Genomic DNA, 13786 nt, shown 5'->3' on the forward strand with positions numbered 1-13786 from the left:
ATGGGTCACAACGTCGGCTCAAGGTAGCGTAGCGATGCTGGCCCGCAACGCGGCATAAAACGCGTCGGCATCGACGTCGGTGATCCAGGTCGCGTTCGGCGTACGGCCGCTATGTCCGCTCCAGTCGACCACGGTCTCGCCCAGCGTCCATTGCCCGGTTGTTTCCACCACCACATTGACCAGCCGGCCCTTGAACAAGCTCGGGTCAACGAGATAACCCGCTGCCGTGGGGTCGTACATGGGTGCTTCTTCCACGCCGCGCCGGCCCTTCTGATACTTCACTTCCGCCGCCATGATGTCCGCGACAATCGCGCCGCAACGGTTGCCGATAGCGCGGATGGGTGCGATGCGGGCGGGCGTGATGGGCGCCTTCACGGCGACATCGCGTGGCAGCACGACGATCGGCACGCCGCTCGCGAAGACAATGCTCGCCGCTTCCGGATCGACGTAGACGTTGAATTCGGCGGCCGGCGTGATGTTGCCGCGCTCGAAGAATGCGCCGCCCATCAGCACGATTTCGCGCAAGCCTTCGCGGATTTCGGGCGCTTCGGTGAGCGCAGTCGCCAGATTCGTCAGCGGTCCGATCGCGCAGATCGTCACGCTGTGGGGCGCGGCCGCTTTCAACGTTTCGATGAGATACGCCACCGCGTGTTGCGGCGCGACCGGCCCCAGCGGTTCGTGCAATTCCACGCCTTCAAGGCCGGTCTTGCCATGTACGTTCGCCGCGGTAATCAGCGGGTGCATCAGCGGACGCGGGCATCCCGCGTACACCGGCAAGGTCTTCGTCTGACCTGCCCAGTCACGCACGATGCGCGCGTTGCGCTCGGTCAGGTTCAGCGGCACGTTGCCCGCAACGGCGGTCAGTGCGCGCACGTCGAGCCGGTCGCGCGCACCGAGTGCGAAGAGGATGGCGATGGCATCGTCCTGACCCGGATCGCAGTCGATGATCACCGTGCGCCGCTCGTTGGCAGCCTGCGCGAGCGGGTTGAACAACGCACCGGCAGTCAGCGCGACCGATGCCTTGAGGAACGTGCGACGGGGGACGTTAAAAGTTTGGCTCATGGTCAGAATACGTGGCGCATGCCGATGGTCGCGACCAGTTGGCGCGTGGTGGTTGACTGCGCGAACGCGAAGATCTGCGCATGCTGCGCGTCGCCGGCGGCTAGCTGACCAATCACCGTCAACGCTACGTCGGTACGCTTCGAAAGAAAATAGTCTGCCTGCAAGTTCACCTGATGCCACTGCGGTTTCTGGTTGATGACGTCATACTTGCCGTCCGTGTAACCGTAGGCCGCGCCGAGGAACAGCGCCGGGGTCATGGTGTACACCACGTTCACGCCGAAGTTCTGCAAGTGCAGGTGGGAGTTGTCGAGGTAATCGTAGTGGACATCGGTGAAGAGTGCGGCGAATTGTGCTCGACCGATGGTGTAGAAACCGCCGGTGCCGGCAATGCGCTGTTTGCTCGCGAACACGGACGGGTTGGTCGCGCTCTTATCGAAGATCAGGATGGGTGATGCGTAGTCGTTGGAGATCGCGCCGTCCTGATTCGTGGGGCTGTACGGGTGGTTGTACTGCGCGTAGACCGCGCTCCACTTCAGCGGGCCGTTCTCGTAACCGACCCCGAAGCTGTACGCGTTGTTGTCGCCGAAGCCGGTCGAATTGCTGAAGCCATAGATGGCGGTGGCCTTCAGCCCACGATAATTCGGGCTCACGTACTTGACCGAATTCTGGACGCGGATGTCGTTATAACCGTTGTCGTTATCGCCGATATTCACGCCGTTGCTCGCGATGATCACCGGGCCGATGTAATCGTGGATCGTGTCGTACTGGCGGCCGAGGGTCAGCGTGCCGTAGGTTTTATCGGCGAGACCGACATACGCCAGCCGGCCGAATTCGCGGCCGTTCTGGGAGGCCGCGCCGCTCATGATGTTGAAACCGTTCTCAAGCTGGAACACCGCGCTCAAGCCACCGCCCAGGTCTTCCCGTCCTTTCAGGCCCCAGCGAGGATTCTGGTTCGTGCCGCTGAGCGCCTCATAAGCGTTGTGACCGCCCTGGTTGGTCGCGAAGCCGACACCTCCTGAAATCAGGCCGTAAAGGGTGACACTGCTCTGTGCATACGACGACACCGTGAAGGCGCCCAGCACCGCGAGAGGAGCAAGCTTGAGTAGTTTCATGATGGTCCGGTGGCGAGTAAATGTTCTTGTCGCGCTCGTTTTTCGTTGCATGGCGCGTTGTAAGTGCATCGGACTGTACAAAGCCGAAAACCATAAAAATAATTGTGATTTCTTATCAACCCATCAAATGGATTTATACAAGGGGCTTCAGGTGTGGAGAATGTGCGCGGGTTGAAGACCCGCTGACAGGCGCGTCCGACCGTTCAGGCGATGCCTTGCTCCAGCGTCGGCACGGTGCGTAAGCGCGCCACGTCCCGGCCTGGCGGCGCGCCGAACAGGCGGCTGTATTCGCGGCTGAACTGCGACGGGCTGTCGTAGCCCACCTCGAATCCGACCGCAGCGACGTCTCCCGATTCCGCCAGCAGCCGTGCACGCGCCTCCTGCAGGCGTATGCGCTTCTGATATTGAAGCGGGCTCATCGAAGTAACTGCGCGGAAGTGCCGGTGAAACGACGAAACGCTCATGCCGACGAGCCCGGCGAGCGCTTCAGTCGCGAGCGTCTCGGCGTAGTGGCCGCGAATCCAGCGGATGGCATAACTGATTTGCGATAAACGGCTGTCGGCGAGACCGATCTGCCGCACCATCGCACCCTGTTCGCCCGCTAGCAGCCGCCAGAGAATTTCGCGTTCGAGCATGGGCGCGAGCACGGGGATATCCTCAGGACGATCCAGCAGGCGAAGCAGGCGCACGATCGGATCGAGCAACTCCGGCGATGCATGGCTGATCGCCAGACCCAAAGGCTCGGCGACGCTCCTGTCGCCGGTCGCAGTCTCGAGCAGCAGGGTGGCGATGTTCGCCGGCTTCAGCACCAGCCCCATCGCGAGAAAAGGCTCGCGCTCGCTCGCCTTGACTACATGACCGGTAATCGGCAAATCGACGGACACTACCAGGTACTGCCCCGCGCGGTATTCGAATACCTTGTCGTTAAGCACTGTGCGTTTGGTGCCTTGGGCGATCACGGCAAGCGTGGGTTCGTACACATGGTAGATCGGCTCGGTGGTTGTGTCGGAAGCCATGACGGCGACGCCCGGGAGCGCTTCGACCATCATGTCGGCGCGGGCGTGGCGGGTGATCAGCGTGCGAAGTTCGGCGAGATGGTCCATCTCGCCACGGTAAGCGGCAGACGCGCCAACTGCAAGCACGGCAAGCAACGCACGCATGATCCGCTCAATATTGGCAGGATTGTGCAAGAGCTTGCGAGCATTGGTCTATCGCCGGGAAGGCGCGCGGTGGTTTTATTGACGTCAAGCCAACCCGTCAATTTTCAGGAGAAACATCATGTCGCTGGATTCGTACGTCACCCTCGGCCGCTCCGGCCTTCGCGTCAGTCCGTTTTGTCTCGGCACCATGACTTTCGGCGAAGACTGGGGCTGGGGATCGAGCCCCGCTGAAGCAGAAACCATCCTTGCGGAGTATCTCGACCGGGGCGGCAATTTCATCGATACCGCCAACATCTACACGGTGGGCCATTCCGAAAAGATCATCGGTGACTTCTTTGCGCGGCAAAAAGGCCGAAGGGATCGCACGGTCATTGCCACGAAGTTCTTCGGCAATCTGCATCGCGGAGATCCGAACGGTGGCGGGGCCGGGCGCAAGGCAATCGTCGAGCAATGCGAGGAATCGCTGCGCCGGTTGCAGACGGATTACATCGACCTGTACTGGATGCACAACTGGGACCGCACCGCGCCCATTGAAGAGACGATGCGCGCAATGGACGATCTCGTCAGCGCCGGCAAGGTGCGTTATCTGGGGTTCTCCGACGCGCCCGCCTGGAAGGTCGCGCAGGCGCAGATCATTGCGCAGTTCCGCGGGTGGACGCCGTTGATCGCGATGCAGATCGAATACTCCCTTTTGCAACGGACCGTGGAGGGAGAACTGACGCCGATGGCGCAAGAGCTTGGCATCGGCGTGATGCCTTGGAGTCCTCTCAAGAACGGCTGGCTGTCGGGCAAATACAGCCGTGAGAATGTGAGTACCGTTGCGTCGGATCGCGGGTCTCTGGTCGGTTTGCCGGGCGAGAAGGATTTTCTGGTTATCGATGCGCTGATGGCCGTTGCCAAGGAAGTGAACGCTACTCCGGCGGCGGTTGCGCTTGCGTGGGTACAAAACCGTCCGGGCGTGACATCGACAATCCTTGGTGCACGCCGGATTGACCAGCTTCGGGCGAATCTCGCCGCGCTCGACCTCAAGCTGACCGACGCGCAGATCGCGACCCTCGACGAGGTATCGAAGCCCGTGCTCAACTTCCCCGCCGATCTCAACAGGGATCTTTCGCCGAGCTTTGCATTTGCAGGCGCAACGGTCGACGGTCAGCGGACGACGGTCTTGCCCTTACTGTCCGAAAACGCGCCTCGATATTGAAGGTGCGCGATGAAGGTACGCGATGAAGGTACGCGAGTAAGGGCGCCGGGGACTTGTGGTTTCAAACCTCGGCGCAGTAGATAGCCTTCCTTAAACAACGGTGAGCGACGATTTCCGAGGGCGATTCAATTTCGCAGACGCTGTCTGCGAAATCTTGCTTAGCGCGCAGCAATTTAACCCGGCGGCAAGTCAGGCAGCGTGCCGCCTTCCGAGTGCGTGCGCAGCGTCGTCATGGTTCTCTCGGCCAGTACCGCATCGCGCTTGGCCAGCAAATGACCGCGCAGGATCGACGCCATGCGCTTGCCGTCGCGCGCTTCCAGCGCCTCGATCATCGCTTCGTGATCGCGGATCGCGCTGTCCCACTTCACCGTCTGGAAGTTGGACCGGAACCGTAATGCCTGCAGTCGCCGGTTCACCGATACATAGGTCTGCCGCAGCGCCGAATTACGCGCGGCGTCGTTGATCTTGTCGTGAATGGCCTGATTGCGGCTGTAATACCCCGACAGGTCGTTCTGTTCCCGGCACGCCAGCATGGCGTAATGCAGCGCCTTGATTATGCTCAGTTCGGTGGACGTTATCCGCTCGCACGCGAGTTCGCCCGAGAACGCTTCCAGCCCGCTCATCAGTTCGAAAGTTTCGCGAATCTCCGCCTCGCTCATCTGCGACACCGACGCGCCCCGGTTCGGCAGGATGTCGATCAGTCCTTCGGACGCCAGCACCTTCAGCGCCTCACGCAACGGCGTGCGTGAAATGCCCAGCGTCTCGCACAACGTGCGTTCGTTGAGCTTCACGCCCGGCGCGAGCAAGCCCTCGACGATGAAATTGCGCAGATGCTCAACCACCGTGTCGTGCAGCCGTTGCCGCTCGACCTTGGGGAGCGTGGTCGCGATCTGCGCAATCTGTGCAATTTGCAAATCCGCCAAATGTTCATTTTGCATTCAATACCTCTACCCATTCTGTTGGCGCGATTTTACCGTACGACGCCGGCAAATTTGGAGGGACGGGTTTTCACCTAATAAAAACAAGCATTTATCGCTTCCGATCGTCGCGACGGTGCGATAAAGTATTTTGCATGCAAAATTCAAAGGACGCATCATGTTAAAGCTGGATTTCCATCCCGCCGGTCGCCATTTCCTGCAAATTCCCGGCCCCAGCCCGGTCCCGGACCGCATTCTACGGGCAATGAGTTACCCGACGATCGATCATCGCGGGCCGGAATTCGGTGCGTTGGGCCTGAAGGTCCTGGACGGCATCAAGGCCATCTTCAAGACCGCGCAACCGGTCGTGATCTATCCGTCCTCGGGCACGGGCGCATGGGAAGCGGCGCTTTGCAACACGCTCAGCCCCGGCGACACCGTGCTGATGTTCGAGACCGGCCACTTCGCGACGCTCTGGAAAAAGATGGCCGAAAACCTCGGACTGAAACCGGAATTCCTGGGGCTGCCCGGCATCGAGGGATGGCGGCGCGGCGTGCAGGCGGACATGATCGAAGCGCGTTTGCGCGAAGACTCGCAGCACACGATCAAGGCGGTTTGCGTCGTGCATAACGAAACCTCGACGGGCGTTACATCGGACATTGCAGCCGTGCGGCGCGCGATCGATGCGGCGGGTCATCCGGCGCTGTTTCTCGTCGATACCATCTCGGGCCTCGCGTCCGCGGATTATCGGCATGACGAATGGGGTGTGGACGTCACCGTGTCGGGGTCGCAAAAAGGCTTGATGCTGCCGCCCGGGATCAGCTTCAACGCGGTTTCGCAGAAGGCGATCAAGGCAAGCAAGGACGCCAGGTTGCCGCGCGCGTTCTGGGCGTGGGACGAGATCATCGAGATGAACAAGAGCGGGTACTGGCCGTACACGCCGAACACCAATTTGTTGTACGGCTTGTCCGAAGCGCTCGAGATGCTCGGTGACGAAGGACTCGACCAGGTCTTTGCCCGGCATCAAAGACTCGCTGCCGCTTGCCGTGCCGCGGTCAACGCATGGGGACTCGAGATCCAGTGCGCCGACCCGGCCGTTTATTCACCGGTGCTGACAGGCGTGATGACGCCCGAAGGAGTCGACGCGGACGCGATCCGCAAGACGATCTACGAGCACTTCGATATGTCGCTCGGCACGGGCCTCGGCAAGCTGAAGGGCCGCATGTTCCGCATCGGGCATCTGGGTGATTGCAACGACCTCACGCTGATGGCCACGCTCGCAGGCTGTGAAATGGGCCTCAAGTTGTCCGGCGTGAAGCTTGCGGGCAGCGGCGTCCTGGCGGCAATGGACCACCTGACGAGCCACACCGCAGCACCGGCATTGAAGGCGGCGGCGTGACATCTTCAGGTAAGCATGAGTAATCCTTACTAAATCAACCGCGCGTAGACGCCGATGCTGACTAAATCCTCCGAAGCACTCGTCCAGCCGATCCACTTGATGCCGGCCTCGGCGAGCGCCACGCTGTCGCCGCTGGCCATGCGCCTGCGCCAGGAGTTGAAGGGCGATGTGCTGTTCGACCGGGCGGCGCGCGGACGCTACGCGACGGATGCATCGATCTATCAGATCATGCCGCTGGGCGCAGTCGTGCCGAAAGACCAGGCCGACTTGCTGCTCGCTTTGGAGATTGCACGCAACGCACGGGTTCCCGTGCTCGCACGCGGTGCCGGAACGAGCCAGTGCGGGCAAACGATTGGCGAAGCGCTGGTTATCGATACAAGCAAGTGGCTCAACAATATCGTCCACTTCGACCGTGAGGCGCGCACCGTAACGGTGGAGCCGGGCGTGGTGCTCGACCATCTGAACGCGTGGCTGAAACCGCACGGCTTGTGGTTTCCCGTCGATGTATCGACCAGCGCGCAATGCACGATCGGCGGCATGGCGGGCAACAACTCGTGCGGCTCGCGGTCGATGGAATACGGGATCATGGTGCACAACGTGGCGTCTATTGACGCCGTGCTGGCCGATGGTCATCAAGCTACGTTCGCGGCATTGCGTGCAATGTCATCCGACTCCCGCACGCGTTCGCTGGTCGAAGGCGTGCAGCGCATAGCGCAACGCGAACGCGATGAAATCCGCGAGCAGGTGCCGAAGGTATTGCGGCGCGTGGCGGGCTACAACATCGATCTCTTCGATTGCCAGAGCCCCTTGCCCTTCAGCGCCGACGGCGAGCCGAATCTCGCGCAGTTACTGGTGGGCTCCGAAGGCACGCTTGCGTTCAGCCGGCAACTCACGCTGAAACTGTGGCCGTTGCCCGAGCACAAGACGCTTGGTGTCGTGAACTTTCCCACGTTCTACGACGCAATGGACATGACGCAGCACATCGTCAAGCTGGGACCGGTCGCGGTGGAACTGGTCGACCGCACGATGATCGACCTGTCGATGTCCAATCCGGCGTTCCGTCCGGTGATCGAACGTGCACTGGTCGGCCAGCCGCAAGCCGTGTTACTGGTCGAATTCGCCGGTGCGGACAAGGCCGTGCAACTCGCGAAGCTTGCGCAACTCGTGGAACTGGTGGGCGATCTGGGCTTGCCGGGCTCGGTGGTCGAGATGCCCGACGCCACGCAACAAAAGGCCCTGTGGGAAGTACGCAAGGCCGGCCTGAACATCATGATGAGCATGAAGGGCGACGGCAAGCCGGTCTCGTTCATCGAAGATTGCGCGGTGCCGCTCGAACATCTCGCGCAGTACACCACGCGCCTCACCGAGGTTTTCCACAAGCACGACACCGAAGGCACCTGGTACGCGCACGCGAGCGTCGGGACGCTACATGTGCGGCCGATTCTTGATATGCGTCGCACCGGCGCGCAGAAGATGCGGGCGATTGCAGAGGAAGCATCGGCTTTGGTGCGCGAATACAAGGGCGCTTATTCAGGCGAACACGGCGACGGTTTGTGCCGCGGCGAATGGGTCGCGTGGCAATACGGACCGCGTCTCAACGAGGCATTCCGCGAGATCAAGACGCTCTTCGATCCCGAGAATCGCATGAGCCCGGATCGCATCGTAAATCCGCCGAAGATGGACGACGCGACGAACTTTCGTTTCACGCCGACGTACCGCGAACGTGAGATCGCGACGCAACTCGATTGGTCGCAATGGAACGTGACACGCGATCCGTTGACGGGTGTCGAGACCGGGCGGGGAACGGGCGACGATCGCACCGGCGGGCTCGCGAAGGCTGTCGAGATGTGCAACAACAACGGCCATTGCCGCAAGTTCGATGCAGGCACGATGTGCCCGAGCTATCGCATCACCAAGGACGAACAGCATGTCACGCGGGGCCGCGCGAACACGCTGCGGCTCGCAATCAGCGGGCAACTCGGTGAGGGCGGCCTTGCAAGCCAGGACGTGAAGGATGTGCTGGACCTGTGCGTATCGTGCAAGGGCTGCAAGCGTGATTGCCCGACGGGCGTTGACATGGCGAAGATCAAGATTGAAGCGCGCGCGGCGTGGACGTCGGCGAATGGACTGCGCATGCGTGACCGGCTGGTCGCCTTCCTGCCGCGTTATGCGCCGTATGCGAGCCGCATGCCGTCGTTGTTCGGATCGGTCGAGCGCTTGCCGCGTTTCGCCGGCTGGTTGAAGACGCGCCTTGGGCTTGCGCCGCAACGCTCGTTTCCGCATTTCACGAAGTCGTTTTTATCGACGGCGGTGCAACCCTTGCCACCCGCGCAGGGCGACAAGGAAGTGCTGCTTTTCGTCGATACCTTCAACAACTATATGGAACCCGACAACGCCCGTGCCGCGAAGCGTGTGCTCGAGGCGGCGGGCTACACGGTTCATCTGAACGTGAAGGCGGGAGAGCGGCCGCTGTGTTGCGGGCGCACGTTCCTGTCGGCTGGACGAGTCGACGAAGCGAAGGCTGAAGCGCGCCGCACGCTGGACACATTGCGGCCTTATATAGAACGCGGAGTGCCGGTTGTTGGCCTTGAACCATCGTGCCTGCTTTCTTTCCGCGATGAATTCCTCGACTACGGTTATGGCGATGAAGCGCGCAAGCTCTCGCAGTCATCGTTCTTGTTCGAGGAGTTCCTGGTCCGCGAGAAAGAGGCCGGACGCCTGCGGCTTTCGCTCAAACCCCTCGCTCAGCCGAAGGCACTGGTTCACGGTCACTGCCATCAGAAGGCCTTTGATGTGTTTCGTCCCGTGCAGGCTGTGCTCGGCTGGATTCCTCAGCTAGAGGTCTCGGTAGTCGAATCGTCGTGTTGCGGCATGGCCGGGAGTTTTGGTTACGAAGCGGAGCACTACGAAGCATCGAAGGCGATGGCGGAGTTGTCGCTGCTGCCGGCTGTGCGGAAGGCACGAAAGGCACAGGACGCGGTGATAGTCGCCGACGGCACCAGTTGCCGTCATCAGATAGCGGACGGCACGGATGCAAAGGCGCTGCATGTCGCGCAGGTATTGGCCGCTGCGCTCAGGGAATATTGACCCGCACGGGTTCACATAAACAGCGGACGGCGTCACGTTCCGCGACACTGGAGACCAGTATGGCACGACCGCGCAAACCCAGGATTCGGCAGATCGCTTTAACGTCCATTCAGTAAAGCCTTATCGAAGTTCCGGATGCAGTTCGCTTCGGGCGCCCATGAGCGCCGGGATGAAGCACGCACTACTCAAGGAGACGATGATGTTCCGTCGAGCTACGACGCGCGTTCTGTTGCTGCTGTGCGCAATGTATTTCATCACCTATGTCGACCGTGTCAACGTCAGTACCGCCGCCTCGCAGTTCGGCGCGGAACTGCACTTGTCGCATGTCGAGATCGGCTTTGTTTTTTCTGCATTTGCTTATCCGTATCTCGTGTTCCAGATTATTGGCGGATGGGTGGGGGACCGCTTCGGGCCGCGTCGGACGCTTGCCGTCTGCGCCGTGATCTGGGCGGGCGCCACGATCATGACCGGGCTGGCCGGCGGGTTTGTATCGCTGATCATTGCGCGCTTGTTGCTCGGACTGGGCGAGGGCGCCACGTTTCCTACCGCGACCCGCGCCATGTCGAACTGGATGCCCGCTGACAAACGCGGCTTCGCGCAAGGGACCACGCATGCCGCCTCGCGTATTGGCAATGCGGTGGCGCCGCCATTGATCGTCTGGTTGATGATCGCGACGAGCTGGCGCGGTGCTTTTATTGTGACGGGGATCATCAGTTTTCTGTGGGCGATTGTCTGGATCTTCTATTTCCGCGACAACCCCCGTGACCACAAGCGCATTACCGCCGATGAGTGCGCCACGCTGTCCTCGTTCTCCGGAGTCAAGCAGCGAGTACCGGTGCCATGGCGTGCGCTGCTGGGACGGATGGCGCCGGTTACCGCCGTGTACTTTTGCTACGGCTGGGTGTTGTGGCTTTTCCTCGGCTGGATTCCGCAGTACTTTCTCCACAACTATCACATGGAGTTGGGGAAGTCGGCGCTGTTCGCATCGGGCGTTTTCTTTGCCGGCGTGCTTGGCGACTGGCTCGGAGGCTCGGTCACGGACCGCATTCTGCGACGCAGCGGCAACCTGCGCATGGCTCGCAATGTGATGGTCGGCGTCTGCATGCTCCTGACGCTGCTGTCGCTCGCGCCCATCATGCTGGTGTCCAACATGTCGATCACGTTGGCCGCGGTTTGCCTGAGCGGCGGGTTCTTCTTCAACGAGATGACGATCGGACCCATGTGGGCCGTGCCGATGGACATCGCGCCGAAGCACGCCGGCACCGCGAGCGGCATCATGAATTCGGGTTCTGCGCTGGCCGCGATTATCAGTCCGGTGGTCGGCGGTTTCCTGATCGACAGGACCGGAAACTGGAACCTGCCTTTCACGGTTTCCATGATCCTCATGGGTCTCGGCATTGTGCTCTCGTTCACCATGCGGCCGGATCGGGTGCTGGACGTTGATGTTGCGGGCGCAGAAGGAAAGGAAGGCGCTGAGCCGGCGAGGAAATTTGTCTAGAAGCGCGCGCGGGCCGGACGCGGTTATTTTCTTTTTCCAGGAGACGATGTGGCTGAACCATCCATCTTGATCGAACGCGAGGCGGGCATCGCGACGGTTGTCATCGACCGGCCCGCGAAGCTCAACGCAATGACCAAGCCGCTCTGGCAGTCACTGGGCGAAACCATTGATGCGCTCTCCGCCGACGACACCATCCGCTGCATCATCCTTCGCGGCGCCGGCGAGAAAGCCTTCTCGCCGGGCAATGACATAGCCGAGTTCCGCACCGATCGCTCCAACGTCGAACAAGCCCGCACTTATGGGGCGATCATGCATCTCACGTTGAGAGCGCTGGGTGCATGCAGGCATCCGATTGTCGCGATGATTCACGGCATCTGCGTGGGGGGCGGACTCGAGATTGCGGCCATGTGCGATCTGCGTATCTGCGGAGAATCCAGCCGCTTTGGCGTGCCGATCAAGAACCTCGGCCTGGTGATGGCGCATGCGGAACTCGATGCCCTCGTACAACTCGCGGGTCCCGCCGTCGCGCTCGAAATCCTGCTGGAAGGGCGCATCTTTGGGGCGCAGGAGGCATTAGCCAAGGGGTTGGTTACGCGGGTCGTAACTGACGATCAGGTCACCGCCGAAACGCTTGCGACGGCGGTCCGGATTGCGGAGGGTGCGCCTTTGGTCGCGCGCTGGCACAAGCAGTTCGTGAAGCGTGCGATGAACCCGGCGCCGCTCACATCCGAGGAACGTGATGAAGGTTTCGCGTGCTTTGGCACGGAGGACTTTCGCACGGGTTATCAAGCTTTCCTCGACAAGGTCAAACCGGAATTCAAGGGGCGTTGAAATGCTCGACACAGAAACAGGCAGCAAAGGCCCGCTTAGCGGGATGCGCGTCATCGAACTGGCTCACATCATGTCCGGACCTATCTGCGGAATGATGCTCGCTGACATGGGCGCCGATGTCATCAAGGTCGAGAAGGTTCCCGGCGGCGACGACTGCCGCCGTTTCGCTCCCATCCTGGAAGGCGGGGAGTCGGCGTCGTTCATGATCGTGAACCGCAATAAACGCGGCGTCGCGATCAACCTGAAGACCGACGGCGGCCGTGAAGTACTGCGAAAAATGCTCGCCACCGCCGACGTAGTCACGGAGAACTACCGTCGCGGCACGATGGAAAAACTAGGCATGGGTTATGAAGCGCTCAAGGCGGAGAATCCCGGTTTGATCTATTGCGCCATCTCGGGTTTCGGCCGCAGCGGTCCCATGGCCGACAAGGGCGGTTTCGATCTGATCGCGCAGGGGATGAGCGGTCTCATGAGCATGACCGGCGAACCCGGTCAGGCACCGATCAAAGCGGGCTCGCCGGTCACCGATATCAACGCAGGCATTCTCGCCGCGCTCGGAATCTGCGCGGCCTACGCCGGCAAGCAAAAGACCGGGCTGGGCCAGATGGTCGACACCTCGCTATTCGAAGCCGGTTTGCAGCAGATGTACTGGGCCTTCGCCAACTACTTCGCCGACGGCACGGTGTTGCCCAAGGCGGGCTCGGCGAATCCGACCAGCGCACCGTATCAGGCGTTCCGAACCCGCGACGGCTGGGTGAATATCGGCGCAGCGAATCAGAGTAATTATGAGCGGCTGGTTGGCGCGCTGGATATTCCGGGGCTTGACGAAGATGAACGTTTCAGGAGCAACGCAGGGCGTTTGAAACATCGGGGAGTACTGGTCGACATTCTGACAGCGCGGCTCGTCGAGCGGACGACGAACGAATGGCTCGCGGCTTTCGATGCAATCGGCCTGCCGTCGGGGCCGGTGCTCGGCGTGCCCGAAGTGGTGGCGCATGAACAAGCGCTGGCGCGCGGAATGATTGTCGAGACGACGCATCCGGTAGCGGGGCGCATGCGCGGTCTGGGCCTGCCGATCCATTTCTCTGACGGGCGTACCGAGTCGCCCTTGGCCGCACCGCTGCTGGGGCAACATACAGTGGAAGTACTGCAGGAATATGGTTTCTCACAAGAACGTATTCATGCGCTAAAACAGGAAGGTGCCATTCTCGTCAGCGATGTAACGGTCTGAGTCCATGTTTTCAAAGGCTGAGACGTCCGGCGTGCCGGACGTCTCGCAGCTAAATCCGCTTGGACCGGACTTCACTCATAACGCTAAGCACATTCCCGTTCTAGAGAAATGCCTTAACCCGCCAGCAAGATGATTTAATCCGTCATCGTCCGAAAACACCGCGTCGCATTTGATCAATATCGTGAGCAAAAGCATCGCCTGACGCCCAGTCATCCGGTGATAAGCTACGCGATGTTCAGACAACTCGGTTCTCGCATCGGGTTCGCTCGACTCAGCGTTATCGCACGA

General features: G+C 61.0%; 10 protein-coding genes. 6 read left to right on the forward strand and 4 right to left on the reverse strand.

What is annotated here, in order from left to right:
- Nucleotides 1–18: 18 nt before the first annotated feature.
- The 3 genes from HB376_RS35485 to HB376_RS35495 all read right to left on the reverse strand — a co-directional run bounded on the left by HB376_RS35485 (nucleotide 19) and on the right by HB376_RS35495 (nucleotide 3334).
- Complete coding sequence (locus HB376_RS35485; RefSeq protein WP_213768370.1) at nucleotides 19–1062, reverse strand: nucleoside hydrolase; 1044 nt, start codon at nucleotides 1060–1062, stop codon at nucleotides 19–21.
- Nucleotides 1063–1064: 2 nt separating this feature from the next.
- Nucleotides 1065–2177, reverse strand: a complete 1113-nt coding sequence (locus tag HB376_RS35490) for a porin (protein WP_213768397.1) — start codon at nucleotides 2175–2177, stop codon at nucleotides 1065–1067.
- 200 nt (nucleotides 2178–2377) lie between these two features.
- Complete coding sequence (locus tag HB376_RS35495) at nucleotides 2378–3334, reverse strand: AraC family transcriptional regulator (protein WP_255631753.1); 957 nt, start codon at nucleotides 3332–3334, stop codon at nucleotides 2378–2380.
- A gap of 118 nt (nucleotides 3335–3452) precedes the next feature.
- On the opposite strand from HB376_RS35495, the gene HB376_RS35500 reads away from it, so the two are divergent.
- Nucleotides 3453–4535, forward strand: coding sequence for an aldo/keto reductase (locus HB376_RS35500; protein ID WP_213768371.1), 1083 nt, complete (start codon nucleotides 3453–3455; stop codon nucleotides 4533–4535).
- A gap of 173 nt (nucleotides 4536–4708) precedes the next feature.
- On the opposite strand, the gene HB376_RS35505 is transcribed toward HB376_RS35500, so the two are convergent.
- Nucleotides 4709–5473, reverse strand: a complete 765-nt coding sequence (locus HB376_RS35505; RefSeq protein ID WP_213768372.1) for a GntR family transcriptional regulator — start codon at nucleotides 5471–5473, stop codon at nucleotides 4709–4711.
- A gap of 157 nt (nucleotides 5474–5630) precedes the next feature.
- Here HB376_RS35505 and HB376_RS35510 point away from each other — a divergent pair, with 157 nt between their 5' ends.
- The 5 genes from HB376_RS35510 to HB376_RS35530 all read left to right on the forward strand — a co-directional run bounded on the left by HB376_RS35510 (nucleotide 5631) and on the right by HB376_RS35530 (nucleotide 13498).
- Nucleotides 5631–6851, forward strand: a complete 1221-nt coding sequence (locus HB376_RS35510) for an aminotransferase class V-fold PLP-dependent enzyme (protein WP_213768373.1) — start codon at nucleotides 5631–5633, stop codon at nucleotides 6849–6851.
- A 54-nt stretch (nucleotides 6852–6905) separates the two neighbouring features.
- A complete protein-coding gene (locus HB376_RS35515) occupies nucleotides 6906–9938 on the forward strand; it encodes an FAD-binding and (Fe-S)-binding domain-containing protein (RefSeq protein WP_213768374.1) in 3033 nt (1010 codons plus the stop codon).
- 196 nt (nucleotides 9939–10134) lie between these two features.
- Nucleotides 10135–11436, forward strand: a complete 1302-nt coding sequence (locus HB376_RS35520) for an MFS transporter (RefSeq protein ID WP_213768399.1) — start codon at nucleotides 10135–10137, stop codon at nucleotides 11434–11436.
- A gap of 48 nt (nucleotides 11437–11484) precedes the next feature.
- Nucleotides 11485–12267: an enoyl-CoA hydratase-related protein gene (locus HB376_RS35525; protein ID WP_213768375.1), complete on the forward strand. Its 783-nt coding sequence runs from the start codon at nucleotides 11485–11487 to the stop codon at nucleotides 12265–12267.
- Between the two features lies 1 nt (nucleotide 12268).
- The gene (locus tag HB376_RS35530) at nucleotides 12269–13498 is read left to right on the forward strand and encodes a CoA transferase (protein WP_255631754.1); all 1230 of its coding nucleotides are present in this window, start codon (nucleotides 12269–12271) and stop codon (nucleotides 13496–13498) included.
- Nucleotides 13499–13786: the final 288 nt, after the last annotated feature.

It is taken from the genome of Caballeronia sp. dw_19 (genome assembly GCF_018449515.1).
In the GTDB taxonomy this organism is placed as follows: domain Bacteria; phylum Pseudomonadota; class Gammaproteobacteria; order Burkholderiales; family Burkholderiaceae; genus Caballeronia.

Coding starts and splice junctions, on each gene's coding strand:
- HB376_RS35485 (WP_213768370.1), bottom strand. CDS start 1,062: ATGAGCCAAACTTTTAACGTCCCCCGTCGCACGTTCCTCAAGGCATCG.
- HB376_RS35495 (WP_255631753.1), bottom strand. CDS start 3,334: ATGCGTGCGTTGCTTGCCGTGCTTGCAGTTGGCGCGTCTGCCGCTTAC.
- HB376_RS35500 (WP_213768371.1), top strand. CDS start 3,453: ATGTCGCTGGATTCGTACGTCACCCTCGGCCGCTCCGGCCTTCGCGTC.
- HB376_RS35505 (WP_213768372.1), bottom strand. CDS start 5,473: ATGCAAAATGAACATTTGGCGGATTTGCAAATTGCACAGATTGCGCAG.
- HB376_RS35510 (WP_213768373.1), top strand. CDS start 5,631: ATGTTAAAGCTGGATTTCCATCCCGCCGGTCGCCATTTCCTGCAAATT.
- HB376_RS35515 (WP_213768374.1), top strand. CDS start 6,906: ATGCTGACTAAATCCTCCGAAGCACTCGTCCAGCCGATCCACTTGATG.
- HB376_RS35520 (WP_213768399.1), top strand. CDS start 10,135: ATGATGTTCCGTCGAGCTACGACGCGCGTTCTGTTGCTGCTGTGCGCA.
- HB376_RS35530 (WP_255631754.1), top strand. CDS start 12,269: ATGCTCGACACAGAAACAGGCAGCAAAGGCCCGCTTAGCGGGATGCGC.